The sequence below is a fragment of the Hydrogenophaga sp. T2 genome (assembly GCF_049843535.1).
GTDB lineage: Bacteria > Pseudomonadota > Gammaproteobacteria > Burkholderiales > Burkholderiaceae_C > Hydrogenophaga > Hydrogenophaga crocea.
The window spans coordinates 198,814-223,897 of the sequence record NZ_JBBHZJ010000009.1 but is presented as its reverse complement, the minus strand read 5'-3'; the positions used below and the strand labels follow the sequence as shown (position 1 = coordinate 223,897).

Here is a 25,084-nt window from a genome sequence, read left to right as displayed (position 1 = left end):
ACGCCGCGCCCGGCCTGCAGGCCGCTCAGGCCAGGGAATGCAGCCCGATCAGGTTGCCTTCGGTGTCGGTCACCAGCGCGACGAAGCCGTACGGGCCGATGGAGAACTTGTCCTTGAAGACCTTGCCGCCGTGCGCGCCGGCGCGGCCGGCCTCCTGGGCGCAATCGGCGCACGAGAAGTACACCAGCGTGCCGCCGCTGCCCGAGGGGTAGCCGGGCATCTTCACGAGCGCGCCCGGCGAACCGTAGGTGTCCATGCCCGAGGGAAAGGCCCACATCTCGGTGCCCGACGCATCGCCCTCGGGGCTGGCCAGCGGGCTCAGCGCGCCCTGGAACACGGCCTCGTAGAAGGCGCGGGCACGCGGCATGTCCTGCACGTAGATCTCGAACCAGCCGACGGGGTTGTTCTTCATGGGCGCCTCCTGAGGAAATGGGTCGGGGACTTCGCACTGTGCCGCAACGGCCCGCGCTGTGCCACCGCAAGCAGGGGATGAACCTGGGCAATGGGCGCAGGGCGACGGACCGCGGAACCAGGGTGTCGAGCACGTAACCCAGAACAACCTCAGGTTCCCGATCGGCCCCACCATGACACCCAACAGCCGCCACGTACCGGCCCCCGGCCCCACCAAGGCAGCGCCCGTGCCGCGCCGGGCGCCGATGGGCCTGCTGCCGACCGCGCCCGCACGCGGGCTGGCACCCGCCCCGGCGACCCGGCCCAGCAGGCTGCTGGCCCTGACCGACCGCCTGCGTTACCGCACCGAGCTCCACGCGTACCGCCAGGCGCGCGCCCAGCGCCACTGCGAGGCGCTGCTGCACACCCTGGGCATCGACGATCCCGAGCCGCGTGCGGTCAAGCGCGCCTTCCGCCACTTCTGCGCGGCCAGCAGCGCTTTGTCCACCCCACGCAGCCGTGAGCCGGTGCCGGCAAGCGCCGCCGAGCGCCAGGCCTGCCACGCCGCGCTCAAGCGCCAGATCGCGGGCATCGACGCGGTGGTGCCCACGTTCGAGGAACGCTCGCACACCCGGCGCTACCTGCAGCTCTTGCGCCAGGAGCTCTGCCTCGAATGGTCACGCGTGGATGCCGTGATGGCCTACGAGCGGCACCGCGAGGCGGTGCGCGAGCAACTCCGGGGCGATCTGGCCGCCAAACCCTTGCAGACCGCGGCCCTGTCCAAGAACGGCGCCAGCGGTGCCCTGATCGTGAGCACCCAGTTGCTGCAGACGCAGAGCGTGTTTGCCAAGGCGCGCGCCCAGCCACCGGCGCGCGCGGCCGAGCGGTCGGCATCCGACGCAACTGACGCATCCGATGCATCCGATGTGTCCGATGCCTCCAGCCTCGTCGGATCCTCCGAATCCAGCCCCTTGCTGCAAGCCCCGCGCGCGCGCCGGGCGCCCGACGACCCGCCCCGCATTCCACGCATCCACCGTGACGCCGGCGACCCCAAGACCCCGCCCGCCTTCCAGGTGGCCGAGCCCAAGCGGCAAGCGGTGCGCGTCGACGAGATCGTCAAGGTCGAAGACCCGGCGCAAGCCAGAGCCACCTTGCAGGTCTATGGCGCGCTCGACCACCTGGCCAGCACCGCCGCCCAGGCCCTGCCGTTTGGCTTCGGCCACCACGTGTCCGACGCACCCACCCCGCGACAGGTGCAGCGCCTGAAGACCGCCAAGGCCTCACCCGACCGCCTGGCTCCCCTGCAGAAGATCCAGTCGTCGCTCGAGGTGGGTGGCGTGGTCGTGCGGCAGGAGGCCATCCGCGGCGTGTCCATCAGCGATGCGCCCCGGGAGCAGCGCACCGCCATCCTGGCGAAGCCGGCGATCGGCCGCGCGATCGGCGCCACGCTCGTGGTGGGGCCCCTGGTGGGCCTGCACGACCACCTCGCCCCCGACGGCTGCGGCAGCAACAACTGGACCAACCTCATGTTCACCGAGGGCGACGGCGACGGCGTCCCTGAGCGCTTGAGCGTGATCGACCTCGCGCCCGGTGAACGCAAAGGCCTCGACCCTCGCTCGCTCGCCCAGCTCCGGCGACTGGTGGACGGGCTTGAGCGGCTCGCCCGGCGCGTGGGCAACTCGGGGCATCTGCCCGCCGACTGGCGCCAGTACCTCGACGCGGCGATGTGCGACTTCTGGAACGTGGCTTTCCAGGTCGACCGCGGGCTGTTCATGAGCCACGAATTCCTGACCCCGGCCGAGCAGCGGCAGCACAGGCGGCTGAGCCAATCGGAAGCCGAGTGCGCCGCCTTGCAGAGGCGGATCGACGAACACCTGGAGGACTCGGGATCACAGGACGGGGGCCGCGAGGCCATGCAGCGGCTCAAAGAGAGCAGCGCGCAGACACTGCTCGACATCCGCCGCCGCTTGCTCACGCTCGATGACCTAGCCGAACAGCGCGCCCGCGAGCGCCTGAGCGCCACCGCCACGGCGGCCGCGCCCCACATCCTTCGCGGCATCGTGGACGGCATCGGCTGGGTGCTGGGCAATGCGGCGGTGCTGGCGCAGGCACGGTCCGCCTTGCCGGACCACGCCCAGGCGGTGTCGACGGCCGAGGTCGTGCGCACGTTCGCGCGACTCAGCCCCGGCGCCCGGCGCAAGCTCAGCCGGCTGACCGCGGTCGATCCGCCGCGGGATGGCTTGCGGCCTGTGTGAGCGCGCGCACCTGCGCGGCGCGCGGGATCGGCGCCACCGCGCCATAGCCCTCGGTCGACAGCGCCGCCACCGTGGCCGCGTAACGCCCCGCACTGGCCAGGCCGTCACCGGCCACCAGGCGCGCCACGAAGGCACCGCCGAACGCATCCCCCGCCCCGGTGGCGTCCACCGGCCGGCAGGCCGCGGGCGCAATGCGGTGGCGCTCGTGCGCATTCGCCACGATCGCCCCCTGCTCGCCGAGCTTGAGCGCCACGGTCTTCGCGCCCAGGCGCAGGCAATGGTCCACCAGCGCGTCGGGCTCGGTGAGGCCGGTGATGGCCACCACGTCGTCGTAGCTGGGCAGGCAGATGTCGCACAGGCCGATCACGTCGCTCATGACGGCGCGCGCGCGCTGCACGCTCCACAGCTTCAGGCGCAGGTTGGTGTCGAACGACACCCAGGTGCCCGCGGCGCGCGCGCAGTCGATCGCCGCGTACCCCGTGTCGCAGGCGCTCGGCGAGATCGCGAGCGAGATGCCCGACAGGTGCAGCACGCGCGCGGCCTCGATGGGCGCGCGCGGCAGCGTGGCAGGCGTCATGCGGCTCGCGGCCGAGCCGGTGCGGAAGAAGCTGAACTGGTGGCCGCGCTCGCCGTGCGTGACGAAGTAGATCGCGCTGAACGCGGACGGGTCGGTGACCACGTGCGTGTGGTCCACGCCCTCCTCGTCCCACAGGCGGCGCAGCATCGCGCCGTAGGGGTCGTCGCCGAGCGCGCTCAGGTAGGCCACGCGCGCACCCTGGCGCGCCGCGGCAATGGCGAAGTTCGAGGTGTCGCCGCCAAAGCCCTGCAGGTACTGACGCCCGCCGCCCTCGCCGGTCTGGTTGAACTCCACCATGGCCTCGCCGTAGGCCACGATGTCCGCGGCCCCGGGCGTGGCTGGCTTGGGCTCAGATGCGGCCATATTTGGCAAGGCCCTTGCGCAGCGACTTCTCGGCGATGATGAGTCGGGCCTGCTCGAGCTCGCGCTCGTCGATCTCGCGCGCCACGCGCAGCACCTCGGCGGCCTGCTCGCGCGGCACCACCACCACGCCGTCCACGTCGCCCACCACGATGTCGCCCGGGTGCACGATCACACCGGCCACGCGCACCGGCACCTGCGAGGCCACGGTGCGATAGCGGCCCAGCGTGGTGGCGGGGCTCACGTCGCGCGCGTACACGGGAAAGCCGTAGTCGCGCCGGATCTCGGTGAGGTCGCGCACGCCGCCGTCGAGCACCGCACCCGCGTGGCCATTGGCCACCGCGCCCGCGGTCATCAGCCCGCCCCACACCGCCACATCGGGCTCGCCGCCTTCGATGCTGATCACGATCACGCTGCCGGCCTCGGCCTCGTCGATCAGGTCCAGCGCGTGCTGCGGCGGTACGAATTCATCGGTGGCCGCTTCGAGCACCGTGGCCGCCGGGCCGCAGATGCGCTTGTCGTTGATGCGCGGCTTGATGTCGCTCGCCATGTAGCCACGGCGGCCACAGACCTTGTCCACGGCGTCGGCCACCGAGGCCACGGCCACCTGGTTGAAGCCGTCGATCAGGGTCTGCAATTGCTTGTCCATTTCCACTCCAGTCGTCGTTCAGGAATTCACCAGCGGTTGAGCCAGTGCAGGGGTTCTTCGCCACGCAGCACGCGCGCGGCCTCCAGCGCGGTCTTGCGTTGCAGCTCGCGCATGGCTTCTTCGCTGTACCAGCCCATGTGGTTGGTCACCACCACGTTGTCCAGCGTGAAGATGGGGTGCGCGCCCGGCGGCTCCTGCTCGAACACATCGAGTCCCGCGCCCAGGATGCGGCGCTCGCGCAGCGCTTCGTACAGCGCCTGCGCGTCGACCAGCCCGCCGCGCGCGGTGTTCACCACGATGGCGGTGGGCCGCATCAGGCCGATGCGGCGCGCATCGAGCAGGTGGCGCGTGTGTTCGTTGAGCGGCGCGTGCAGCGAGATCACATCGGCCTCGGCACACAGCGTGTCCATGTCCACGCGCTGCACGCCCGCGGGCAGCTCGCTCTTGGGGTCGTGCACCAGCACGCGGCCGAAGCCGAAGCCCGCGAGCTTGTCCAGCGTCATGCGCGCGATGCGGCCGAAGCCCACCAGGCCCAGGGTGCGGCCGCGCAGCCGGTACATGGGCTGCAGCACGCCGGTGGACCAGCGGCCCGCGCGCACCTCGGCGTCGTGCAGGCCGATGCGGCGCGAAACCGCGAGCGCGAGCGCCACGGCCTGCGAGCTGACCTCGTCGGTGCCGTAGTCGGGCACGTTGGCCACCGCAATGCGGCGCTCGCGCGCGGCGGCCTGGTCGATGTTGTCCACGCCGATGCCGTAGCGGATCACCGCGCGGCAGCGCGGCGCGGCCTCGAGCACGCGCCGCGTCACCGGCGACTCGCGCACCAGCAGCACGTCGGCGTCGGCCACCGAGGCGATGGCCGCGTCTTCGTTGCGGCGGCAGGGGCGCAGCTCGAAGCGCGCGCCCACCTCGGCCAGCAGCGCCTCTTCCTGGTCGTAAGCGGCGTAGCCGTCGTCCAGGGCCACCACCAGGCGGTCGAGGGTCGGACGCCCGCTCACTTGGTGGTCGCCGCGGCCTGCAGCAGCTTCTCGGTCCACTCCTTGCTCACCTCGGCTTCGAGGTAGGCGCGCACCACGGGCTGGGCGACCTTGCGGAAGCGGTCGATCTCGGCCGGCGTGAGCTCGGTCACCGTCATGCCCTTCTCGGTCAGCACCTTCTTGGCCGAGAGGTCCTGCGCGCGCGTCATGTCGCGGTGGATCTTCTTGGCCTTGTCCACCCCCTCGGTCACGGCTTGCTTCTCCGCGGCACTCAGGCCGTTGAAGAAGCGCTCGCTCACCATGTAGGCGTGCAGGCTGTATACGTGGCCGTCGAGCGTGATGTGCTTCTGGTGCTGGAACAGGCTGGCCGCCATGATGTTGGTGACGCCGTTCTCCTGGCCATCGGCCGTGCCCTGCGCGAGCGCAGCGGGCAGCTCGCCCCAATCGATCGCGGTCGGGCTCGCGCCCAGCGATTCGACCAGCTTCACGAACACCGGGCTGGGCTGCACGCGGATCTTCAGGCCCTTCATGTCCTCGGGCGTGCGGATGGCGCGCTTGCTGTTGGTGAAGTGCCGGATGCCGTTGTCCGCGTAGCCCATCAGGCGGATGCCCGTGCGCTTGCGCATGTCTTCTGCCAGCTCCTGGCCGAACTTGCCGTCGAGCACCGCGTAGGCGTGCGCGTGGTCGTTGAACAGAAAGGGCAGGCCGAAGATGTTGAAGGTCTTGTAGACGCCGGGGATGCCGCCGTCGTGCACCACGGCGAGCTCCACCGAGCCCAGGCGCAGGCCTTCCATGACCTGCTGCGCGGGACCGAGCTGGCCCGCGGGGTAGAGCTCGACCTTGATCGAGCCGTTGGTGGCCTTCTCCACGTGCTCCTTGAAGGCGAGCGCGGCGGCGTGCTTGGGCTGGTCGTTGCCCGCGGGCTGGAAGTGCGTGTACTTGAGCACCTTCTGCGCGAAGGCCGGGCCGGCGCCGAAGGCCAGCGCAGCGGCGGCCACGGCGGTCAGGAAGTGCTTGCGGTGCAGTTTCACGGGATGTCTCCTTGCGGTGGTGGGTCTTGGGGGAAGGGTCAGTGGGCGTAGCCCAGCAGGTTGGGCAGCCAGGTGGAGAAAGCGGGCACGAAGGTGAGCAGCGCGAGCACGGTGAACAGCGCCGCCAGCATGGGCGCCATCTCGCGCACCATGGGGCCCATGCGCACGCCCGAGACGGCCGAAGTGACGAACAGCAGGCCGCCCACGGGCGGGGTGACCATGCCCAGCGTGAGGTTCACGATCACCACGATCGCGAAGTGCAGCGGGTTCAGGCCCGCGGCCTCGGCCAGCGGTGCGAGGATGGGCACCATGATCATCACGCCCGGCAGCGGCTCGATGAAGATGCCCACGAGCAGCAACAGCACGTTGATCGCGATCAGCAGCTCGATCGGCGAGAGCTGCATGCCCGCGATCCAGGCCGCCATCTGCTGCGGGATCTGACCCACCGTGAGCACCCACGCGAACACCGCCGAGGTCGCGACGATGAACAGGATGGACGCGGTCATCAGCGCCGAGCGGAACAGGATGTCGGGCAGCATGGACCAGCGCAGCGTGCCGTACACGTAGCGGCCCACGATCAGCGCGTAGAGCACCGCGGCGGCCGAAGCCTCGGTGGGCGTGAAGATGCCCAGGTGGATGCCGCCCAGGATGATCACCGGCAGCATGAGCGCGGGCAGCGCGCGCCAGAACAGGCGCAGCAGCGGCGCAGGGTCGATCAGGTCGGGCGAAGATCGGTAGTCGCGCTTCACGCTGATCCAGTGGTTGACCACCATGAGCGAGAGCGCGATCAGAAAGCCCGGCACCACGCCCGCCAGGAACAGGCCGGTGATGGTCACGCTGGTGTCGGTCAGCGCGTAGACGATCATGATGATCGAGGGCGGGATGATGGGTCCCACAATGGCGGTGCTCGCGGTGAGCGCGGCCGCGTACGCGTCCTGGTAGCCGGCCTTGCGCATCATCTTGATCAGCATGGCGCCCGGGCCTGCGGCGTCGGCCAGCGCCGAGCCGCTGATGCCCGAGAAGAAGGTGAGCGTGAGGATGTTGGCGTGGCCCAGGCCGCCGCGGCGCATGCCCACGAGCCGCGCGGCGAACCTGAGCAGCACGTCGGTGAGCGCACCGCCGGTCATGAGCTCGGCCGCGAGGATGAAGAAGGGAATGGCCATCAACGGGAAGCTGTCGAGGCCGCTGAAGAGGTTCTGCATCACCACCAGTTCGCTCAGGCCGGGCTTGAGCCACACGGCCACGAGGCCGGCGATGAGCATGGCGAAGGCGATGGGTGCGCCCAGCACCATGAGGGCGAGAAACACCAGGCCGAGAACGGTCGTCATCGTGCGTGCTCCGTGCTCAGAGGGCCTGGGGGTCGAAGCCCTCGACCCGCTCCCATTCGCCCTGGACAATCCAGCGCCGCGCCACCATGGCCAGGTGCACCAGCATCAGCGCCGCGCCCAGCGGCAGCGCGAGGTAGACCTTGCCGAGCGACCAGCCCAGCACGGGCGACTCCTGGTACCAGGCGAAGTCCACGTATTCGATGCCCAGCCACAGCACCAGGGCCAGCGTGGCCGCCACGATGAGCACGATGAGGGCGCGCAGCAGGCGCGCCAGCGCGGGCGGCAGCGCCACCTGCAAGGTGTCGATCGCGATGTGCCCGCCCACGCGCAGCGCAGGACCGGCGCCGAGGAAGGCGGCCCAGATCATCATGTAGCGCGTGGCCTCTTCCACCCAGGGATAGGAATGGCCGAACGCGTAGCGCGTGATCACATTGCCGATGACCAGCACGGCCATCACACCGAGAAGGCCGATCAGCGCCCAGCGGTTGGCGGCGAGGAAAGCGCGCGCCAGCGGATGCGCGGGCGCGGCGGAAGGCGGGGAGCTCAAGGCGTGTCTCCGGGTTGTTCTGCTTGACGCGGTGTCGGCTATCGTATCTGATATCTCAGATCTCAAATCAGCAATAACCCTATACTCGCGGCCTCACGAGCCTCATCCCCATGAACGCCGCCCTTGAACTGCAACGCCCCCGCCTGCTCACCGATGTGGTGGGCGAACGCATCCGCGAGGCCATCGTCACGGGCGACCTGAAGCTGGGCGAACAGGTTTCGGAGGCGCAGCTCGCGGCGCGCATGGGCGTGAGCAAGACGCCGGTGCGCGAAGCGCTGGTGCGTCTGCAGTCGCAGGGCCTGGTCGAGATCCATCCGCAGCGCGGCACCTTCGTGTTCACGCTGTCGCCGCAGCAGCTCGCACACCTGCTGCAGTTCCGCGCCATGGTCGAGATCGAGGCGCTGCGTGAGGCCATGGCCACGCACCCGCAGGCGCTGCTGCAGCGCATGGCGCAGTGCGTGAAGGAGATGAAGGTGGCCGAGCGCGCCAAAGACCTGCCGGCCCTGGCGCGCATCGACATGAATTTCCACCACGCCTTCTTCGAGTGCTGCGACAACCAGTACCTGCGCGCGAGCTACGAACTGCTGCGCCACCAGCTCACCGCGCTGCGGCATCGCTCGCCGATCAGCAACGCGGTGTCGAGCCACCAGGTGCTGGTCGACGCCGTGGAAGCGCAGGATGCCGACAAGGCCGCGGCGCTGCTGCGCGGCCACGTGCTCGAGAACGAGCCGCGCTACCTGCAGGCCTGCGGCAAGGCCTGACTTGACGCCACCCCGCAAGCGCGGCGTACACTGCGCGCTGCTCCGGGGTGCACCGGCCTGCAAAGGCCCGCGCTGAGATGGCTGTGAAGCCGAACCCGTGAACTTGATCCGGCTAGTACCGGCGAAAGAAGAGCGCATGCCCATACCGGGCGTGTCATGGCCAGGCCCTTGGTGGGCGCAGGGCCCGTGGCGCGCCCTGGTTGGCGGTCCTCCGGAGCAGACACCCCGCCGTGTTTGCCCGCCCTCTGGAGACCGCCATGAACGCCCCCGACCCCTTTGCCCCGCTGCTCACGCTCACGCGCGAGCCCTTTCCCGCCTCGACCAAGGTTTTCGTGCCCGGCTCACTGCCGGGTGTGCGCGTGCCCATGCGCGAGATCGCGCTCACCAACGGCGAGCGCGTGACGGTCTACGACACCTCGGGCCCCTACACCGACCCCACGGCGCAGATCGACGTGCGCCAGGGCCTGGCGCCGGTGCGCGCGGCCTGGATCGACGCCCGCGGCGACACCGAGGCCTACGCGGGCCGTGAACGCCAGGCGCTCGACGATGGTGCGAAGCACGAGGCCCCGAATTCAAGTGCGGCCGAGCGCCTCGCCGCGCTGCGCGCCGAGGCCGCGGCGCTGCAGCGCACGCCGCGCCGCGCCCGGACCGGCCGCAACGTGACCCAGATGCACTACGCGCGGCAGGGCATCGTGACGCCCGAGATGGAGTACGTGGCGATCCGCGAGAACGGCCGCCGCGACTGGATGCACGAGTACCTGGGCGACGCCGAGCGCGAGGCGCGCCTGCGCGGCAACCCGATGGGCGCGCACATCCCCGAGCGGATCACGCCCGAGTTCGTGCGCGACGAGGTGGCACGCGGGCGCGCGATCATTCCCGCCAACATCAACCACCCCGAGCTCGAGCCCATGGCCATCGGCCGCAACTTCGGGGTGAAGATCAACGCCAACATCGGCAACTCGGCGGTCACCTCGAGCATCGAGGAAGAAGTCGAAAAACTCGTGTGGTCGATCCGCTGGGGCGGCGACACGGTGATGGACCTGTCCACGGGCAGGAACATCCACACCACGCGCGATTGGATCGTGCGCAATTCACCCGTGCCCATCGGCACGGTGCCGATCTACCAGGCGCTCGAAAAAGTGGGCGGCGTGGCCGAAGACCTGAGCTGGGCGGTGTTCCGCGACACGCTGATCGAGCAGGCCGAGCAAGGCGTGGACTACTTCACCATCCACGCGGGCCTGCGCCTGCCCTTCATTCCGCTCACCACCAAGCGGCGCACCGGCATCGTCTCGCGCGGCGGCTCCATCCTCGCCAAGTGGTGCATCACCCACCACCGGGAGAACTTCCTCTACACGCACTTCGAAGAGATCTGCGAGATCATGAAGGCCTACGACGTGAGCTTCTCGCTCGGCGACGGCCTGCGCCCCGGCAGCGGCGCCGACGCCAACGACGAGGCCCAGTTCGCCGAGCTGCGCACGCTGGGCGAACTCACGCAGATCGCCTGGAAGCACGATGTGCAGACCATGATCGAAGGCCCCGGCCACGTGCCCATGCACCTGATCCAGGCCAACATGGACGAGCAGCTCAAGCACTGCCACGAAGCGCCCTTTTACACGCTGGGCCCGCTCACCATCGACATCGCGCCGGGCTACGACCACATCGCCAGCGCGATCGGCGCGGCCATGATCGGCTGGATGGGCACGGCCATGCTGTGCTACGTGACGCCCAAGGAACACCTGGGCCTGCCCGACCGCGACGACGTCAAGCAGGGCATCATCGCCTACAAGATCGCGGCCCACGCGGCCGACATCGCCAAAGGCCACCCGGGCGCACGCGCGCGCGACGACGCCATGAGCAAGGCGCGCTTCGAGTTCCGCTGGCGCGACCAGTTCGCGCTCGGGCTCGACCCCGACACCGCCGAGGCCTACCACGACGAGACCCTGCCCAAGGACTCGAGCAAGGAAGCGCACTTCTGCTCCATGTGCGGCCCCAAGTTCTGCTCGATGAAGATCACGCAGGACGTGCGCGAGTACGCCGAGCGCGGCATGGCCGAGAAGTCGGCCGAGTTCAAGGCCGCGGGCGGCGCGTTCTACGTGCCGGTGGACACGCTTCGGCAATCATGAGCCGCATCGCCATTGCGGGTGCGGGTGTCGCCGGCCGGCTCATGGCCTGGCGGCTCGCGCATGCCGGGCATTCGGTGAGCGTGTTCGATCCCGCCGACGGCCCGTGTCCACCGCCCCTGGCCCATACAGGTGGGGGTTCCCCAGGCCGGCGTTCCGGCGCGGCGGGCTTCAGCGCCGCAGGCATGCTCAGTCCCATCGCTGAACTCGACCACGCCGATGCGCGCATCGCGCGGCTCGGCTGGCGCTCGCTGCCACGCTGGCAGGCCATCGGGGCCGCGCTCGGGGGCGCCGAGCCCTTGGTGCGCACAGCGGGCAGCCTGCTGCTCGCGCACGGCAGCGACCGCGGCGCGGCCGCGCGCGTGCTGGCGCGCATCGCGGCCGTGCCCGAAGCCCCGGCCCCCGAGCCGCTCGACGCGGCGCAGCAGCGCGCGCTCGAACCCGCGCTCGCGCCCGGCCTGCTGGCCTGGCACCTGCCCGGCGAAGGCCAGGTGCTGCCCGCCGAACTGCTGCAGGCGCTGGCCGAGCAGGCCCCGGGCGTGCGCTGGCATTGGGGCACCGCCATCGACAGCGTGGACCCGGGCCGGCTGCGCGACAGCCACGGCCGCGAACACCGCTGCGAGCTCGCGGTGGACACGCGCGGCCTGGGCGCGCGGCCACAGGTGGCGTTGCGCGGCGTGCGCGGCGAACTCGTGTGGCTGCACGCGCCCGGCGTGCCACTGGCGCGGCCGCTGCGCCTGCTGCACCCGCGCCACCGCGTCTACCTGGTGCCGCGCCCGGGCGGACGCATCGTGGTGGGCGCAAGCGAGATCGAAAGCGAAGACACCTCGGCGCCGAGCCTGCGCAGCACCGTGGAGTTGCTGAGCGCCGCGCACAGCCTGGTGCCCGAACTCGCCGAGGCGCGCATCGAGCGCCTGGACAGCCACCTGCGCCCCGCGCGCACCGACCACCTGCCCTTCGTGCACCACGAAAGCGGCCTGCTGCGCCTCAACGGCCTGTTCCGCCACGGCTGGCTGATCGCCCCCGCGCTGGTGCAGGACGCGCTCGCCGCCGCAGGCCTGGAGAACCCCCATGACACCGCAACCGCCTGAGGCCACCGTGCACTTCAACGACCACCCGCTGCCCTGCCCCGAGGGCCTCACCCTCGCGGCCCTGCTCGACCAGCAGGGCGTGAACCCCGCGCGCGTGGCCACCGCGCTCAACGCGCGTTTCGTGCCGCGCGAGGCGCGCGCGCAAACGCCGCTGCGCGCGGGCGATGTGGTCGTCACGTTTGAAGCCATCGTCGGAGGCTGAACGTGAACCCCCACGCTCCGCACTCCTTGTCGTCGCTGCCCCCCGAGGGGGCTGATCCGGCTTGGGGCGGCCCGGCGCCGGATCGCATGCCCACCGCCAGCCACACCTGGACCGCCTACGGCGAGACCCTGCCCAGCCGCCTCATGATCGGCAGCGCGGGCTATCCCTCGCCCGCGGTGCTGCGCGACGCGATCGCCGCCAGCGGCGCGGCGGTGGTCACCGTGGGACTGCGGCGCACGCTCGCGGCCGCGGGCGACAACGGCTTCCTGGCCGAACTGCTCACCGAACTGCGCGCGCGCGGGCTGCGCCTGTTGCCCAACACCGCGGGCTGCCGCAGCGCGCGCGAAGCCGTGGCCCTGGCCCACATGGCGCGCGAGCTGCATGGCACGCGCTGGATCAAGCTCGAGGTGGTGGGCGACGAACACACGCTGCAGCCCGACCCCTGGGGCACGCTCGAGGCCGCGACCGAGCTCGTGCGCGCGGGCTTCGCGGTGTTCCCCTACTGCACCGACGACCTCGTGAGCTGTCAGCGCCTGCTCGACGCGGGCTGCGAGCTGCTCATGCCCTGGGGCGCGCCGATCGGCTCGGGCCAGGGTCTGCTCAACCCCTGGGCACTGCGCACGCTGCGCGCGCGGTTGCCTGGTGTGCCGCTGGTGGTCGATGCCGGCATCGGCGCGCCCTCGCACGCGGCGCAGGCGCTCGAGCTCGGCTTCGACGCCGTGCTGCTCAACTCGGCCGTGTCTCAGGCGCGCGACCCGGTGGCCATGGCGCGCGCCTTCGGCGACGCGGTGCGCGCGGGCCGCCTGGCCTTCGAGGCCGGCGTGATGGCGCCGCAGGACATGGCCGTGGCCAGCACACCCGTGGCCGGCCGGCCGCTGCTGATCGGATGAGGCCCGCCATGCGTCACGCCCCTGTGCTGCGCATCGGCGCGCGCGAAGCCGCCGCGCGGCTGAACCTGCTCGCGGGCCACACGCCCGTGCCCATGCTCGCGCGCGTGCTGCGCGCGCGCGGCGCCGCGGCCGTGGTGATCACGGGCGACACGCACGACTGGCTCGACACGCCGCACGCGCAAGGCTGGCTCGCGCGCCCGCGCAGCGGGCCTGCCGACCACGCGGCGCGCTTCGAGGCCGCGCTGGCGCAGGGCTGGGTGGCGGCCGACGCCGCGGTGCTCGCGCGCCTGCCCGACCACGCCAGTGCGGCCGACCTGCCTGTGCTCTCGTGCGGCGACCGCCGCATCCCCTGGGTGCCGCCGCGCGACGCGCGGCCCGATCCGGGCGTCTACGCCATCGTCGACAGCGCGGCGCGCGTGCGCGCCTGTGCCGAGGCCGGCGCAAGGCTGGTGCAATTGCGCATCAAGGCCGAACGCGACCACCCCGCGCTCGTGCCCGAGTTGCGCGAGGCGCTGCGCGCCGCGCAGGCCCACGGCGCCACGCTGGTGGTCAACGACCACTGGCGCAGCGCGCTCGCCATCGGCGCGCCCGCGCTGCACCTGGGGCAGGAAGACTGGTTGTCGCTCGACGAGACCGAGCGTGCGGCCATCGCGGCCGCACAGGCCCTGGGCCTGCAACTGGGCCTGAGCTCGCACAGCCTGTGGGAACTGTGCCGCGCGCGCGGCGCGGCGCCCGCGATGGTGGCCTGCGGCCCGGTGTGGCCCACGCTCACCAAGGCCATGCCCTGGGCGCCGCAGGGCCTGGACAACCTCGCCTGGTGGGTGCGCATGGCGGGCCTGCCGGTGGTCGCGATCGGCGGCATCCTGACGCCCGAGCAACTGGCGCAGGCCGCGGCCACGGGCGCAGCAACGGCCTGTGTGGTGCGCGGGCTGGGCGACGACCCGCGCGCCACGCTGCCCGTGTGGCAGGCGGCGTGGCGCGAAGGCCGCTTGCGCCCACGCATCACGCTCCCGGCCTGGCCACACCCTACACTCGCGCCCGACCGCCCCATACCCCCAGCTTCCCCTGCCCCCGTCCCCGCGTGACCGACCACGATCTGCCCCCGCTGACCCCGACCCCGCCGGGCCTGTACCGCCACTACAAGGGCGGCTGGTACGAGGTGATCGACACCGTGCGCTGCAGCGAGACGCTGCAGCCGCTGGTGCTGTACCGCGCGCTCTACGGCGCGCAGGGCCTGTGGGTGCGGCCCGCGGCCATGTTCAACGAGACGGGGCGGTTCGAAGGCCGCGAGCAAAAGCGCTTCCGCCGCATCCGCGCCGCCGACCTGATGCCGGCCGACCTTGCCACCGCGCACGCGCTGATCGCGCACCTGCGTCACCGCGCGCAGCGCGAAGGCATCGCGCTCGAACAGGCCCTGCGCGCGCCGCCGCCCGAGCCCACCACCTGCTGTGGCCGCGGCTGCAACGGCTGCGTGTGGGAGGGCTACTACAACGCCGTGCGCTACTGGGCCGACGACGCGCTCGCGCTGATCGATCAGAACAGCTGACCCTGGGCCGACAAGGCCCCGGGCGTGAAGCGCGTGGTGTCGAAGGGCGTGCGCTCCTGCTGGTAACCCAGGCGCGTGCAGGCCTTGTGGAAGCGCTGGCGCAGCAGGTCGGCCCAGGGGCCGCTGCCTTTCATGCGGGTGCCGAAGTCGCTGTCGTAGTCCTGACCGCCGCGCATGTCCTGGATGCGCGCCATCACGCGGCCCGCGCGATCGGGGCAGTGCTGCATGAGCCACTGGCGGAAGATGGGCGAGAGCTCCCAGGGCAGGCGCAGCACCTGGTAGAAGGCGCGCCGCGCGCCGGCCTCGCGCGCGGCCTCGAGCACCTGCTCCATGTCTTCGTTGAGGAAGGGGATCTGCGGCGACACGCTCACGCCCACGGGGATGCCGGCCTCGGCCAGGGTGCGGATGGTGCGCAGGCGCCGGTGCGGCGCCGCCGCGCGCGGTTCGAGCACGCGCGCGAGCCGGGCATCGAGCGTGGTCACGGTGACGTAGACCGCGGCCAGCCCGTTCGCGCCCATGGGCGCGAGCAGGTCGATGTCGCGCTCGACCCCGCTGCCCTTGGTGACGATGGCCAGCGGGTGCTGGGCGCGCGCGAGCACCTCCAGGCAGGCGCGCGTGAGCCTGAGTTCGCGCTCGATCGGCTGGTAGGCGTCGGTCACGGTGCCGATGGCGATGTGTTCGGGCCGGTAGCCCGGGCGCTGCAGCTCGCGCGCGAGCACCTCGGCGAGGCCGCGCTTGGCGATGAGCCGGGTCTCGAAATCGAGACCGGGGGAGAGGTTGAGGTAGCTGTGGCTGGGCCGCGCGTAGCAGTACACGCAGCCGTGCTCACAGCCGCGGTAGGGGTTGAGCCCGTGCAGGAAGCCGATGTCGGGCGAGGCGTTGGTGGTGATGGCGCTGCGCGCGTCCTCCCAGCTCACGCTGGTGGCGGGCGCGGACTGTTCTTCGGCCTGGGCCTGGTCGAGCGTGCCCCAGCCGTCGTCGAAAGGATGGCGCTGCGCGGATTCGAAGCGGTGCGGCTGGCGAAAGCTCACGCCGCGACCCTTGAGCAGGCCCACGGGGATGGTGGTGTCGGTCATGGCAGGCGCCGAAAAGGCTGTATGGATGTACAGCATATTCCAGCGCCCGACGCGCCGGCCCGCCACCCGTCGCCCGGGCCGCGCGTCGCGATCAGAGGATCAGCAGCGCGCGGAAATCGTTGACGTTGGTGTGCGTGGGCCCGGTCACCACCAGGTCGCCGATGGCCGCGAAGTAGCCATAGGCGTCGTTGCGTTCGAGGTGGTCGCTGACCTTGTGGCCCAGCGCCGCGGCGCGCGCGAGCGTGTCGGGCGTGACCAGCGCGCCCGCGTTGTCCTCCACGCCGTCGATGCCGTCGGTGTCGGCCGCGAGCGCCCACACGCGTTCCTGGCCGCCCAGGGCCTGGGCCAGGCCCAGGCAGAACTCGCCCGCGCGGCCACCGCGGCCCTTGGGCGCGCCGTCGGGGCGCGGCTTGACCGTCACCGTGGTCTCGCCGCCGCTCAGGATCACGCAGGGCGCTTCGAAACTGCTGCGGCCCAGCGCCACCGAGCGCGCGAGCGCCGCGTGCACCTTGCCGACCTCGCGCGACTCGCCTTCGATCTCGTCGCTCAGGATGTGCGCCTGGAGGCCGAGCGCGCGCGCGGCCTCGGCCGCGGCCTCCAGGCTTTGCTGCGGCGTGGCGATCAGGTGCGTCTGGTGGCCCGCGAGGCGCGCATCGCCGGGCTTGGGCGTTTCGAGCCCGCCGCGTTCGAGCGCCGCGCGCACCGGCGCGGGCACGGCGATGCGGTAGCGGTCGAGGATGGCGAGCGCGTCGGCACAGGTGCTGGCGTCGGCCACCGTGGGACCGCTGGCGATCACGCTCACGTCGTCGCCGGGCACGTCGCTGATGGTGAGCGTGACCACCTGCGCGGGCGCGCAGGCAGCGGCGAGCCGGCCGCCCTTGATGCGCGAGAGGTGCTTGCGCACCGTGTTCATTTCGCCGATGTGCGCGCCGCTGAGCAGCAGCTCGCGGTTGATGCGCTGCTTGTCGTCGAGCGTGAGGCCATCGGCAGGCAGCGTGAGCAGGGCCGAACCGCCGCCCGAGATCAGGCACAGCACCAGGTCGTCGGCCGTGAGGCCCTGCACGAGCTTCAGGATGCGCTGCGCGGCCGCGAGACCCGCGGCATCGGGCACGGGGTGCGAGGCCTCGACCACCTCGATGCGCTCGGGCAGGCCCGCGGGGCGCGGCGGGATGTGGTGGTAGCGCGTGACCACCAGCCCCGACAGCGGCGCATCGGCCGGCCACAGCGCCTCCACCGCCTGCGCCATGGCGCCACCGGCCTTGCCCGCGCCGATCACCACCGTGCGGCCCTTGGGCGGCGGCGGCAGGAAGGCGGCGGTGTTGTGCAGCGGCAGCGCGCGGCGCACCGCGGCATCGTAGAGGTGGCGCAGCAGGGCGCGGGGGTCGTCGGGCAATCGCATATCGATGATGTTTCCGGTCGGTTGTCGGCCCGACGCGCTCGATCGGACCAGCCGGCATTGTCGACGCAGGCCCGGCATGCCGTCCTGCGGCCAGGCCTTGCCGCGCTCAGGCCGCGAGCCGGAACACCGCAACCGCCTGCACCAGCTGCGTCGCCTGCAGTTGCAGGCTGTCGGCGGCGGTGGCGCTTTGCTCCACCAGCGCCGCGTTCTGCTGCGTGCTCTGGTCCATGCGCGCGACGGCAGCGCCGACCTGGGTCACGCCGTGGCTTTGCTCGGCGCTCGCGGCGCTGATCTCGTTGACGATGTCGTTGACACGCCGGATGGCAGCCACCACCTCCTGCATGGTGGCGCCGGCCTGATCGACCAGCACCGACCCCTGCTCGACCCGCTGAACGCTGGTGCCGATCAGCGCCTTGATCTCCTTCGCGGCCTCGGCGCTGCGCTTGGCGAGGTTGCGCACTTCGCTGGCCACCACCGCAAAGCCCCGCCCCTGCTCGCCCGCGCGCGCGGCCTCCACCGCGGCGTTGAGCGCCAGGATGTTGGTCTGGAATGCGATGCTGTCGATCACGCCGATGATGTCGTTAATGCGGCGGCTGCTCTCGTTGATGCCCTTCATGGTCTCGACCACGCGGCCGACCACTTCGCCGCCGCGCACCGCCACGCCGGAGGCACCCTGCGCGAGCTGGCAGGCCTGGCGCGCGTTGTCGGCGTTGTGGTGCACCGTGGTGCCGAGCTGCTCCATAGTGGCCGCGGTCTGCTGCAGTTCGCTGGCCTGCCGCTCGGTGCGGCCCGACAGGTCGTGGTTGCCGGCGGCGATTTCGCTGCTGGCATGGGACACCGAATCCGAGCAGCGGCGCACTTCGGCCACCGCCTGCGCCAGGTTGTGCTGCATGGTCCTGAGCCAGCAAAGCAGGCTGCCGGTGTCGCCGTCCCTCAGTACGATCGGTGTGTCCAGCCGGCCTTCGGCGACGGCGCGCGCCAGCTCCATTGCCACGCGGGGCTCGCCCCCGAGCTGGCGCTGCAACTGACGCACGATCAGCGTGGCGAGCAGCAGGCTCACCGCCAGGGCGCCGCCCAGGAGGGAGAGCATTCCGGTGCGCGCCGTGCCGTAGACCGTCTCGATGGTGGCGGCGGCGGCCTCGCTGCCCTCCAGATTGTGCGCGTACAGGCGATCGAAGGCCGCCATCACCTCGTCGAACGCCATGCTCGCCAAGCCATCGGCCACATCGGCGGCGTCCTGCTGCTGGTGGTCGCGGCCCAGTTGAACCACCTTGGCCGACGCATTCTGGTAGGCGCGCCAGGCTTCGGCGGTCCGCGCGTCGAGTTCGGCTTCGGCGGCTCCGGCCACACGCGAGCGGTAGGCGTCGAACTGGACCTGCAGTCGCTTGGCCGCTTCGCCCATCTTGGCCTCGTATTCGGCGTGGTAGCTGGCATCGCCGGTAAGGCTGTGCTTGATCTCGAGGTCGCGGTGCTCCACCAGCAGTGCACGCGCGTTCGCGACGCCACTCACGCCCTGCAGCCACTTGCGGGACAAGGCCAGCGCCTCGGTGTGGACCGCCTGCAGGCCCATCATGGCCGCGAGGCCCACGCCCGCCATCATCAGCAGCACGCCAGCGAAGGATCCGTACAACTGTCGGCGCACGCTCATGCGGCCCCACCACTGACTCAGGGAACTGAGGACCTTCATGGATGACTCCCGCTCACTTCTTGTGTCCGATGTAGCTGGCGCCTATCACCTTGCCGCCAGCATCGCGGATCGGGTTGTAGCAGGCGTCGAAGGCGGTACCGAGCACGTCGATGACGCCGCAGTAGCCCTGGCCCTTGACCAACGCCTCGTACGCCGCGTTGCGCGCCAGCTGGGTACCGATGCCGCGCTTGCCTTCGGGCGTGAGCACATTCGTGCTCACGCGCACGAATTCGTCGCCGGCCTTCACGAAGATGGTGGCGGTGGCCTGGTGCGACTTGCGCAGCCCATCGACGACGTCGAAGTTGTTGTTGATCTTGCGCGCACCGAAGTAGATGGCCGGCACCTCCTTGCCCGCCACGCTGTCCGTGCCTTCGATGCGCGGGATACCGATCTGGGCCAGCCGACCGTCCAGCTCGGCGATCGTGGCCTTGGGGTCGGCTGTCTGGGACAAGGCCGGGGTGGCCGAGGCAGCGACCAGAACCGCCAACGCCGTGAAGAAACCTTGCAGTGTGCTCATGGGGACTCCCGTCAGATGGATGGATGGGCTTCACATCGCGGTGGATGTACACGCTGTATCGAACCCGCGCTGGGCCGGTTGAGGCCTCGAAGCCCGTTCTGTCGGCGATCGCGATGACCAATGCATCACCGGCGCTCAATGGAGCGGCCACGCGTCCATGCCACACAATGGGCCCGCCCGCTCGGGCTGTCTGCCGCGCCCTCGTTGCGCTCCACCCGCCATGCCCACCCTGCTCGTCCACCGCGCCGCCTACCTCGCCTGCTTCGACCACGACGACCTCACGCGCTGCGCCGAATGGCGCGACGCCAGCCTGTTCGCGCGCGACGGCTTCATCGAGTGGATCGGCCCCGCGGCCGAGCTGCCGCCGGCCTTGCAGCGGGCCGACGAGGTGATCGACGCGCGCGGGCAGATCGTGCTGCCCGGCCTCGTGAACACGCACCACCACATGTTCCAGAGCCTCACGCGCGCCGTGCCCGGCGTTCAGGACGCCGAGCTCTTCAGCTGGTTGCGCGGGCTCTACCCGATCTGGTCGCGCCTGACGCCCGAGATGATCGGCGTGTCCACCCAGGTGGCCATGGCCGAGCTGCTGCTGTCGGGCTGCACCACGTCGAGCGACCACCTCTACCTGTTCCCCAACGGCGCGCGGCTCGATCACAGCATCGAGGCCGCGCAGGCGGTGGGCATGCGCTTCGTGGCCACGCGCGGCAGCATGAGCGTGGGCGAGAGCGCGGGTGGCCTGCCGCCCGACGCGCTGGTGGAAGACGAGGCCCACATCCTTCGCGACAGCCAGCGCCTGATCGAGGCCTGGCACGACCCGCGCCCGGGCGCGCTGCTGCAGGTCGCGCTCGCGCCGTGCTCGCCGTTTTCGGTGAGCCCCGCGCTCATGCGCGAGAGCGCCGCGCTCGCGCGCTCGTTCAAGGGCCAGGGCGTGCGCCTGCACACCCACCTGGCCGAGAACGACCACGACCTCGCCTACAGCCGCGAGAAGTTCAACAAGACGCCCGCGCAGTACGCGCAGGCGCTGGGCTGGCTCGGCGACGACGTGTGGCACGCGCACTGCGTGCGGCTCGACGACGAAGGCATCTCGCTGTTCGCGGCCACGCGCACCGGCGTGGCCCACTGCCCCTGCAGCAACATGCGCCTGGCCTCGGGCATCGCGCCGGTGCGGCGGATGCGCAACGCGGGCGTGCCCGTGGGCCTGGGCGTGGACGGCAGCGCCAGCAACGACGCCGCGCACCTGCTCAACGAAGCGCGCCAGGCCATGCTGCTCGCGCGCGTGGGCCGCGCCATGCAGCCGCCCGAGGAGCGCGCGGGCCGCCGCTTCTTCGGCTGCGACCTGGGCCCGGCCGAGATGACCGCGCGCGACGCGCTCTGGCTGGCCACGCGCGGCGGCGCGCGCGTGCTGGGGCGCGACGACATCGGCTCGCTGCAGCCGGGCCGATGCGCCGACCTCGCGCTGTTCGACCTGGGCACGCTGGCGCTGGCCGGCGGCGCGGTGCACGATCCGCTGGCCGCGCTGCTCCTGTGCGCGAGCCCCGCGGCCCGGCACGTGGTGGTGCATGGCCGCGTGCTCGTGAAAGACGGCCAGCCCACCACCGTGGACCTGGGCCCGCTGGTGGAGCGGCACAACCGCCTGGCGGCCTCGCTGGTGGCCGGCGGCTGAACCGGCACCGGCTCAGGCCGCGGGCGCGCTGCCGGGCCAACGCAGCGGGCGTTCTTCGAACTCGGTGTTGAGCACCACGGTGCTGGTGGTGCGCGCCACGCCCGGAATGGCTTTGATCTGGTAGAGCACGTCTTCGAGCCCGCGGGCGTGCGTGGTGCGCACCTTGGCGAGAAAGTCGTACTCGCCGGCCACGCTGTGCAGCTCCAGCACCTCGGGCAGTTCGCGCAGGCGCGGTGCGATGTCGCGGCAGTGCGCGCCGCCGTCGTTGCGGATGGCCACGAAGGCGGTGAAATGCAGGCCCACGCGCTCGGGGTCGATGCGCAGCGAGAAGCGCTCGATCACGCCGCGCTCGAGCATCTTCTTCACGCGCTCGTGCACCGCGGCCGTGGACAGGCCCACCTCGGCCGCCACATCGGCGTACGAACGACGGCTGTCGGCGCTCAGCGCCGTAAGAATTCTGGCGTCGGTGTCGTCGAGCTGGATATTTGCTTGCATGCTGGCTCAGTTCTGATCAAAATACGGCCCCACGGCATTTCGCCGGACATTTTCCACGCCAGGTGGCCGCATGCCGTCCATTTTCAACCGTTTCGGGGTCGCCGGGGCCCTGCTCATCGTCTACATCGTCTGGGGCACCACCTATTACGCGCTCGGCGTGGCCATGCAGACCCTGCCGCCGGTGCTCATGAACGGCGTGCGTTTCCTCGCCGCGGGCCTGGCCATGCTGGCCATCGCGCGCTGGCAGGGCCTGGCCTGGCCCACGGCCGCACAGTGGCGCGCGAGCGCGCTGATCGGCGGCCTCATGGCCTTCGCGGCCATGGCGCTGGTGGTGCTCGCGCAGCAGGCGGGCATCGGCTCGGGCCTGATGGCCACGGTGGTCACCACCATGCCGATGTGGCTCGCGCTCTGGACGCGCTGGGGCGGCGAACGTGTGCCCGTCACGAGCTGGATCGGCCTGGTGCTGGGCGCCACGGGCGCGCTGCTGCTCGCGCTCGAGGGCGATTTCTCCACCACCCTGCTCGGCACGCTGTGCGCCTTCGGCGCGCCGCTGGCCTGGAGCGTCGGCTCGTACGCCTCGCGCAAGCTCACGCTGCCCGCACCGGCCATGGCATCGGCCGCCCAGTGGCTGCTCGGCGGCCTGCTGGGCACGGTGGCCGCGCTGCTGTTCGAGCCCGGGGCTCGCAGCTTTCAGTTCGCGCAGGTCTCGGCGGTGTCGGCGCTGGCCTGGGTCTACCTGGTGGTGCTGGGCACCATGGTCACGCTCAACGCCTACCTCTGGCTGCTGCAGAACACCAGCGCGGCGCTCGCGGGCAGCTACTCGTTCGTGAACCCGGTGGTGGCGCTTGCGGTGGGCGTGTGGCTCGGGGGCGAGCGCCTCAACGGCTGGGTGTTCGTCGCCCTGCCCCTGATCGGCGCCGCGCTGGCGCTGATCCTGTACGGTGGCCCGCTGCTGGCCTGGCTCAGGCGGCAGCGGCCAGCACGCGCAGCAACCAGCGGTTGATGTCGGCCACCTCCTCGGGGCACACGCTGTGGCCCATGGGGTAGGTGTGCCAGTCGACCGCATGGCCCAGGGCCTGCAGCGTGTCGCGCGCCGCCTCGCCGCGCGGCAGCACCACGATCTCGTCGTCTTCGCCGTGGGCCAGGAACACCGGCACCTGGGCGTTGGCCGCGCTGCGTTCGGCCGCGGTGGTGCCGGGCAGCGGCAGGTAGCCCGAAAGCGCCACCAGCCCCGCGAGCCGCTGCGGCGCGCGCAGACCGGTGAGCAGCGTCATGGCGCAGCCCTGTGAAAACCCCATGAGCACGATGCGCTGCGCGGGCACGCCGCGCGCCACCTCGCGATCGATCAGGGCCTGCACCTGTCGCTGCGAGGCGCGCAGCCCGGGCTCGTCTTCGCGGCGCGGCTGGGACGGGTCGGGGCTCGGGGGAAAAATGTCGAACCAGGCGCGCATGGCGTAGCCGCCATTGAGGGTGACGGGGCGCACCGGCGCGGTGGGGAACACGAAGCGCACGGGGCCGATGGCGGAGAGGTCGAAGGCCTGGGCGATGGGCACGAAGTCGTTGCCGTCGGCGCCCAGGCCGTGCAGCACGATCACACTGGCCACGGGCTGCGCGCCGGGCTCGCCGGCCACGCCTTCGAGGATCTGGAGTTCGTTGTCGCTCATGCACCGCAGCATAAGGGCTCTGGAGAGAGCTCTCCAAAGCGCAGACGACACGGGAAAACCCACTGCAGGGAACCCGGGGGGCTCGCTAGGCTCGACAGGTTGACGACAACCAAGGAGATGACCCCGATGAGCGCGAAGATCGCCGACGAGCTGCTGGCCCTGCAACGCCTGTACCACTGGGAGCAGAGCGCCCCCGGCCGCATCGCCCTGACGCAGCCCATGGGCGCGGGCGCGGTGCAGGACTTCACCTGGGGCCAGATCGCCGACCAGGTGCGCCGCATGGCCGCGCACCTGCAGTCGCAGGGCTGGGCGCCGGGCAGCAAGGTGGCCATCCTGTCCAAGAACTGCGCCTGGTGGATGATGAGCGACCTCGCGATCTGGATGGCGGGCTACGTGTCGGTGCCGCTCTACCCCACGCTCGCGCCCGAGACCATCCGCCAGATCCTCGCGCACAGCGAATCCAAAGCCCTGTTCGTGGGCAAGCTCGATGGCTGGGAGGGCATGAAGCCCGGCGTGCCCGCTGGCCTGCCCTGCATCAGCTACCCCCTCTCGCCGGTGGACGCGATCGAGGCCTACGAAGGCTGGGACGCGATCTGCGCGCGCACCGCGCCGCTGCAAGGGCGCCCGGTGCGCACCGAAGACGATCTCGCCACGCTGATCTACACCTCGGGCACCACGGGCATGCCCAAGGGCGTGATGCACACCTTCGGCAACTTCGCCTGGGCGCTCGACAAGGGCCTGGCGCGCATCCCGCTCACGCAGAACGACCGCATGCTCAGCTACCTGCCGCTGGCCCACGTGGTCGAACGCATGCTCGTGGAGCACGGCTGGCTGCGCACCGGCATGCACATCTTCTTCGCCGAATCGCTCGACACCTTCGCAGCCGACCTGCAGCGCGCGCGGCCCACGGTGTTCTTCTCGGTGCCGCGCCTGTGGGTGAAATTCCAGCAGGGCATCCACGCCAAGATGCCGCCGGCCAAGCTCGACCGGCTGCTGCGCATCCCCCTGCTGGGCGGCATCGTGCGCAAGAAGATCCAGAAGGCCCTGGGCCTGGACCAGTGCAAGTTCGCCGCGGGCGGCGCCGCGCCCATGCCGCCCGCGCTGCTGCAGTGGTACGCGAAGCTGGGCATCCCGATCAACGAGGGCTACGGCATGACGGAGAACCTCGCGCTCTCGCACATCACCGAATCGGGCAAGAACCAGCAGGGCACGGTGGGCCCGACCTACCCGGGTGTCGAACAGCGCATCGACCCGCAGACCGGCGAGGTCCAGATGCACAGCCGCGCGCTCATGCTCGGCTACTACAAGGAACCCGAGAAGAGCCAGGAGGCCTTCACCGCCGACGGCTGGCTCAAGACCGGCGACAAGGGCGTGATCGACGCCGGCGGCCTGCTGCGCATCACGGGCCGTGTGAAGGACCTGTTCAAGACCGGCAAGGGAAAGTACGTGGCGCCCGCGCCCATCGAGGACAAGCTCGTGATGCACGAGGGCATCGAGGCCTGCGTGGTCACCGGCGCCAACCTGGGCCAGCCGCTGGGCATCGTCATGCTCACGCCCGACGCGGCCCAGCGCCTCAAGAGCCTCGACGAACGCGGCGCCTACGAACGCTCGCTCGCCGAGCACCGCCAGCGCATCAACGCCTCGCTCGACCCGCACGAGCAGCTGCAGTGCATCGTGGTGGTGAGCACGCCGTGGACGGTCGACAACGACATGATCACGCCGACCTTCAAGGTCAAGCGCAACCGCATCGAAGACGTGTACGCGCGCCACTACGAGGCCTGGGAGCGCAGCGGCAAGCCCGTGATCTGGGCAGACTAAAGGGCCCACCCCCGCCGCGCTGCGCGCGCCCCCCTCAAGGGGGC

24 protein-coding genes, 1 pseudogene and 1 riboswitch are annotated in these 25,084 nt (G+C 71.2%); of the genes and pseudogenes, 12 read left to right on the top strand and 13 right to left on the bottom strand.

The window, feature by feature from the left end; all coding sequences use genetic code 11:
• Positions 1-25: 25 nt before the first annotated feature.
• Positions 26-412 (bottom strand): VOC family protein, encoded by a 387-nt coding sequence (locus WDZ95_RS19900; protein WP_425781031.1) that lies wholly within the window; start codon positions 410-412, stop codon positions 26-28.
• A gap of 172 nt (positions 413-584) precedes the next feature.
• Here WDZ95_RS19900 and WDZ95_RS19895 point away from each other — a divergent pair, with 172 nt between their 5' ends.
• Positions 585-2,645, top strand: coding sequence for a hypothetical protein (locus WDZ95_RS19895; protein WP_425781029.1), 2,061 nt, complete (start codon positions 585-587; stop codon positions 2,643-2,645).
• Here the strand turns inward: WDZ95_RS19895 and WDZ95_RS19890 are convergent.
• From WDZ95_RS19890 to WDZ95_RS19865, 6 genes are read right to left on the bottom strand one after another with little or no spacing between them, the layout of a single operon-like run.
• Entirely contained in the window at positions 2,593-3,585 is a 993-nt protein-coding gene (locus WDZ95_RS19890; RefSeq protein ID WP_425781028.1) for a sugar kinase, read from the bottom strand. The two genes, WDZ95_RS19895 and WDZ95_RS19890, sit on opposite strands and share 53 nt — an antisense overlap.
• Positions 3,572-4,231: an RraA family protein gene (locus WDZ95_RS19885; protein WP_166223405.1), complete on the bottom strand. Its 660-nt coding sequence runs from the start codon at positions 4,229-4,231 to the stop codon at positions 3,572-3,574. The genes WDZ95_RS19890 and WDZ95_RS19885 overlap by 14 nt, the downstream gene beginning before the upstream one ends.
• A 26-nt stretch (positions 4,232-4,257) precedes the next feature.
• Positions 4,258-5,226 (bottom strand): C-terminal binding protein, encoded by a 969-nt coding sequence (locus WDZ95_RS19880; protein WP_425781025.1) that lies wholly within the window; start codon positions 5,224-5,226, stop codon positions 4,258-4,260.
• Positions 5,223-6,236, bottom strand: coding sequence for a DctP family TRAP transporter solute-binding subunit (locus WDZ95_RS19875; protein ID WP_240936475.1), 1,014 nt, complete (start codon positions 6,234-6,236; stop codon positions 5,223-5,225). Before WDZ95_RS19875 ends, WDZ95_RS19880 begins: the two co-directional genes overlap by 4 nt.
• A 38-nt stretch (positions 6,237-6,274) precedes the next feature.
• Positions 6,275-7,564, bottom strand: a complete 1,290-nt coding sequence (locus tag WDZ95_RS19870; RefSeq protein ID WP_166223399.1) for a TRAP transporter large permease — start codon at positions 7,562-7,564, stop codon at positions 6,275-6,277.
• Positions 7,565-7,580: 16 nt separating this feature from the next.
• Positions 7,581-8,111 carry a TRAP transporter small permease gene (locus tag WDZ95_RS19865; RefSeq protein WP_240936474.1) on the bottom strand — a complete coding sequence of 177 codons (531 nt, stop codon included), beginning with the start codon at positions 8,109-8,111 and terminating at the stop codon, positions 7,581-7,583.
• A gap of 110 nt (positions 8,112-8,221) precedes the next feature.
• On the opposite strand from WDZ95_RS19865, the gene WDZ95_RS19860 reads away from it, so the two are divergent.
• The 8 genes and pseudogenes from WDZ95_RS19860 to WDZ95_RS19825 all read left to right on the top strand — a co-directional run bounded on the left by WDZ95_RS19860 (position 8,222) and on the right by WDZ95_RS19825 (position 14,721).
• Positions 8,222-8,872: a GntR family transcriptional regulator gene (locus tag WDZ95_RS19860; RefSeq protein ID WP_425781022.1), complete on the top strand. Its 651-nt coding sequence runs from the start codon at positions 8,222-8,224 to the stop codon at positions 8,870-8,872.
• 33 nt (positions 8,873-8,905) lie between these two features.
• A riboswitch (TPP riboswitch) is annotated at positions 8,906-9,019 on the top strand.
• Between the two features lie 110 nt (positions 9,020-9,129).
• Complete coding sequence (gene thiC / locus WDZ95_RS19855) at positions 9,130-10,995, top strand: phosphomethylpyrimidine synthase ThiC (RefSeq protein WP_425781020.1); 1,866 nt, start codon at positions 9,130-9,132, stop codon at positions 10,993-10,995.
• Positions 10,992-12,083 carry an FAD-dependent oxidoreductase gene (locus tag WDZ95_RS19850; protein WP_425781018.1) on the top strand — a complete coding sequence of 364 codons (1,092 nt, stop codon included), beginning with the start codon at positions 10,992-10,994 and terminating at the stop codon, positions 12,081-12,083. Before thiC ends, WDZ95_RS19850 begins: the two co-directional genes overlap by 4 nt.
• On the top strand, positions 12,064-12,285 hold the full coding sequence (thiS, locus tag WDZ95_RS19845; protein ID WP_425781016.1) for a sulfur carrier protein ThiS: 222 nt from the start codon (positions 12,064-12,066) through the stop codon (positions 12,283-12,285). The genes WDZ95_RS19850 and thiS overlap by 20 nt, the downstream gene beginning before the upstream one ends.
• Before the next feature lie 86 nt (positions 12,286-12,371).
• Positions 12,372-13,175, top strand: coding sequence for a thiazole synthase (locus WDZ95_RS19840; protein ID WP_425781014.1), 804 nt, complete (start codon positions 12,372-12,374; stop codon positions 13,173-13,175).
• 8 nt (positions 13,176-13,183) lie between these two features.
• Positions 13,184-14,260, top strand: a complete 1,077-nt coding sequence (locus tag WDZ95_RS19835; protein ID WP_425781012.1) for a thiamine phosphate synthase — start codon at positions 13,184-13,186, stop codon at positions 14,258-14,260.
• Positions 14,257-14,484 (top strand): annotated as a pseudogene (locus tag WDZ95_RS19830) (DUF1653 domain-containing protein); the annotation flags it as partial. The gene WDZ95_RS19835 and the pseudogene WDZ95_RS19830, both read left to right, overlap by 4 nt.
• 18 nt (positions 14,485-14,502) lie before the next feature.
• A complete protein-coding gene (locus WDZ95_RS19825; RefSeq protein ID WP_425781097.1) occupies positions 14,503-14,721 on the top strand; it encodes an oxidoreductase-like domain-containing protein in 219 nt (72 codons plus the stop codon).
• Here the strand turns inward: WDZ95_RS19825 and WDZ95_RS19820 are convergent.
• From WDZ95_RS19820 to WDZ95_RS19805, 4 genes are all read right to left on the bottom strand, one after another.
• Positions 14,709-15,797 carry a PA0069 family radical SAM protein gene (locus WDZ95_RS19820; RefSeq protein ID WP_425781010.1) on the bottom strand — a complete coding sequence of 363 codons (1,089 nt, stop codon included), beginning with the start codon at positions 15,795-15,797 and terminating at the stop codon, positions 14,709-14,711. The two genes, WDZ95_RS19825 and WDZ95_RS19820, sit on opposite strands and share 13 nt — an antisense overlap.
• A gap of 91 nt (positions 15,798-15,888) precedes the next feature.
• Positions 15,889-17,196: a glycerate kinase type-2 family protein gene (locus WDZ95_RS19815; protein ID WP_425781008.1), complete on the bottom strand. Its 1,308-nt coding sequence runs from the start codon at positions 17,194-17,196 to the stop codon at positions 15,889-15,891.
• Positions 17,197-17,302: 106 nt separating this feature from the next.
• Entirely contained in the window at positions 17,303-18,883 is a 1,581-nt protein-coding gene (locus WDZ95_RS19810; protein WP_425781006.1) for a methyl-accepting chemotaxis protein, read from the bottom strand.
• Between the two features lie 13 nt (positions 18,884-18,896).
• Entirely contained in the window at positions 18,897-19,400 is a 504-nt protein-coding gene (locus WDZ95_RS19805; RefSeq protein ID WP_425781004.1) for a Cache 3/Cache 2 fusion domain-containing protein, read from the bottom strand.
• Positions 19,401-19,620: 220 nt separating this feature from the next.
• Between WDZ95_RS19805 and WDZ95_RS19800 the strand changes: the two genes are divergently transcribed.
• A complete protein-coding gene (locus WDZ95_RS19800) occupies positions 19,621-21,063 on the top strand; it encodes an 8-oxoguanine deaminase (protein WP_425781002.1) in 1,443 nt (480 codons plus the stop codon).
• 12 nt (positions 21,064-21,075) lie between these two features.
• Here WDZ95_RS19800 and WDZ95_RS19795 read toward each other — a convergent pair whose 3' ends face one another.
• The gene (locus WDZ95_RS19795) at positions 21,076-21,558 is read right to left on the bottom strand and encodes an Lrp/AsnC family transcriptional regulator (protein ID WP_287470057.1); all 483 of its coding nucleotides are present in this window, start codon (positions 21,556-21,558) and stop codon (positions 21,076-21,078) included.
• Positions 21,559-21,628: 70 nt separating this feature from the next.
• On the opposite strand from WDZ95_RS19795, the gene WDZ95_RS19790 reads away from it, so the two are divergent.
• On the top strand, positions 21,629-22,561 hold the full coding sequence (locus WDZ95_RS19790) for an EamA family transporter (protein ID WP_425781000.1): 933 nt from the start codon (positions 21,629-21,631) through the stop codon (positions 22,559-22,561).
• Here the strand turns inward: WDZ95_RS19790 and WDZ95_RS19785 are convergent.
• Positions 22,521-23,222: an alpha/beta hydrolase gene (locus WDZ95_RS19785; protein ID WP_425780998.1), complete on the bottom strand. Its 702-nt coding sequence runs from the start codon at positions 23,220-23,222 to the stop codon at positions 22,521-22,523. The two genes, WDZ95_RS19790 and WDZ95_RS19785, sit on opposite strands and share 41 nt — an antisense overlap.
• A gap of 126 nt (positions 23,223-23,348) precedes the next feature.
• Between WDZ95_RS19785 and WDZ95_RS19780 the strand changes: the two genes are divergently transcribed.
• Positions 23,349-25,040: an AMP-binding protein gene (locus WDZ95_RS19780; RefSeq protein ID WP_287470055.1), complete on the top strand. Its 1,692-nt coding sequence runs from the start codon at positions 23,349-23,351 to the stop codon at positions 25,038-25,040.
• The last annotated feature ends 44 nt before the right edge of the window (positions 25,041-25,084 follow it).

Coding starts and splice junctions, on each gene's coding strand:
- WDZ95_RS19860 (WP_425781022.1), top strand. CDS start 8,222: ATGAACGCCGCCCTTGAACTGCAACGCCCCCGCCTGCTCACCGATGTG.
- WDZ95_RS19890 (WP_425781028.1), bottom strand. CDS start 3,585: ATGGCCGCATCTGAGCCCAAGCCAGCCACGCCCGGGGCCGCGGACATC.
- thiS (WP_425781016.1), top strand. CDS start 12,064: ATGACACCGCAACCGCCTGAGGCCACCGTGCACTTCAACGACCACCCG.
- WDZ95_RS19795 (WP_287470057.1), bottom strand. CDS start 21,558: ATGCAAGCAAATATCCAGCTCGACGACACCGACGCCAGAATTCTTACG.
- WDZ95_RS19850 (WP_425781018.1), top strand. CDS start 10,992: ATGAGCCGCATCGCCATTGCGGGTGCGGGTGTCGCCGGCCGGCTCATG.
- WDZ95_RS19870 (WP_166223399.1), bottom strand. CDS start 7,564: ATGACGACCGTTCTCGGCCTGGTGTTTCTCGCCCTCATGGTGCTGGGC.
- WDZ95_RS19840 (WP_425781014.1), top strand. CDS start 12,372: ATGCCCACCGCCAGCCACACCTGGACCGCCTACGGCGAGACCCTGCCC.
- WDZ95_RS19895 (WP_425781029.1), top strand. CDS start 585: ATGACACCCAACAGCCGCCACGTACCGGCCCCCGGCCCCACCAAGGCA.
- WDZ95_RS19810 (WP_425781006.1), bottom strand. CDS start 18,883: ATGAAGGTCCTCAGTTCCCTGAGTCAGTGGTGGGGCCGCATGAGCGTG.
- WDZ95_RS19815 (WP_425781008.1), bottom strand. CDS start 17,196: ATGCGATTGCCCGACGACCCCCGCGCCCTGCTGCGCCACCTCTACGAT.
- WDZ95_RS19885 (WP_166223405.1), bottom strand. CDS start 4,231: ATGGACAAGCAATTGCAGACCCTGATCGACGGCTTCAACCAGGTGGCC.
- WDZ95_RS19835 (WP_425781012.1), top strand. CDS start 13,184: ATGCGTCACGCCCCTGTGCTGCGCATCGGCGCGCGCGAAGCCGCCGCG.
- WDZ95_RS19820 (WP_425781010.1), bottom strand. CDS start 15,797: ATGACCGACACCACCATCCCCGTGGGCCTGCTCAAGGGTCGCGGCGTG.
- WDZ95_RS19900 (WP_425781031.1), bottom strand. CDS start 412: ATGAAGAACAACCCCGTCGGCTGGTTCGAGATCTACGTGCAGGACATG.
- WDZ95_RS19785 (WP_425780998.1), bottom strand. CDS start 23,222: ATGAGCGACAACGAACTCCAGATCCTCGAAGGCGTGGCCGGCGAGCCC.
- WDZ95_RS19805 (WP_425781004.1), bottom strand. CDS start 19,400: ATGAGCACACTGCAAGGTTTCTTCACGGCGTTGGCGGTTCTGGTCGCT.
- WDZ95_RS19790 (WP_425781000.1), top strand. CDS start 21,629: ATGCCGTCCATTTTCAACCGTTTCGGGGTCGCCGGGGCCCTGCTCATC.
- WDZ95_RS19780 (WP_287470055.1), top strand. CDS start 23,349: ATGAGCGCGAAGATCGCCGACGAGCTGCTGGCCCTGCAACGCCTGTAC.
- WDZ95_RS19800 (WP_425781002.1), top strand. CDS start 19,621: ATGCCCACCCTGCTCGTCCACCGCGCCGCCTACCTCGCCTGCTTCGAC.
- thiC (WP_425781020.1), top strand. CDS start 9,130: ATGAACGCCCCCGACCCCTTTGCCCCGCTGCTCACGCTCACGCGCGAG.
- WDZ95_RS19825 (WP_425781097.1), top strand. CDS start 14,503: ATGCCGGCCGACCTTGCCACCGCGCACGCGCTGATCGCGCACCTGCGT.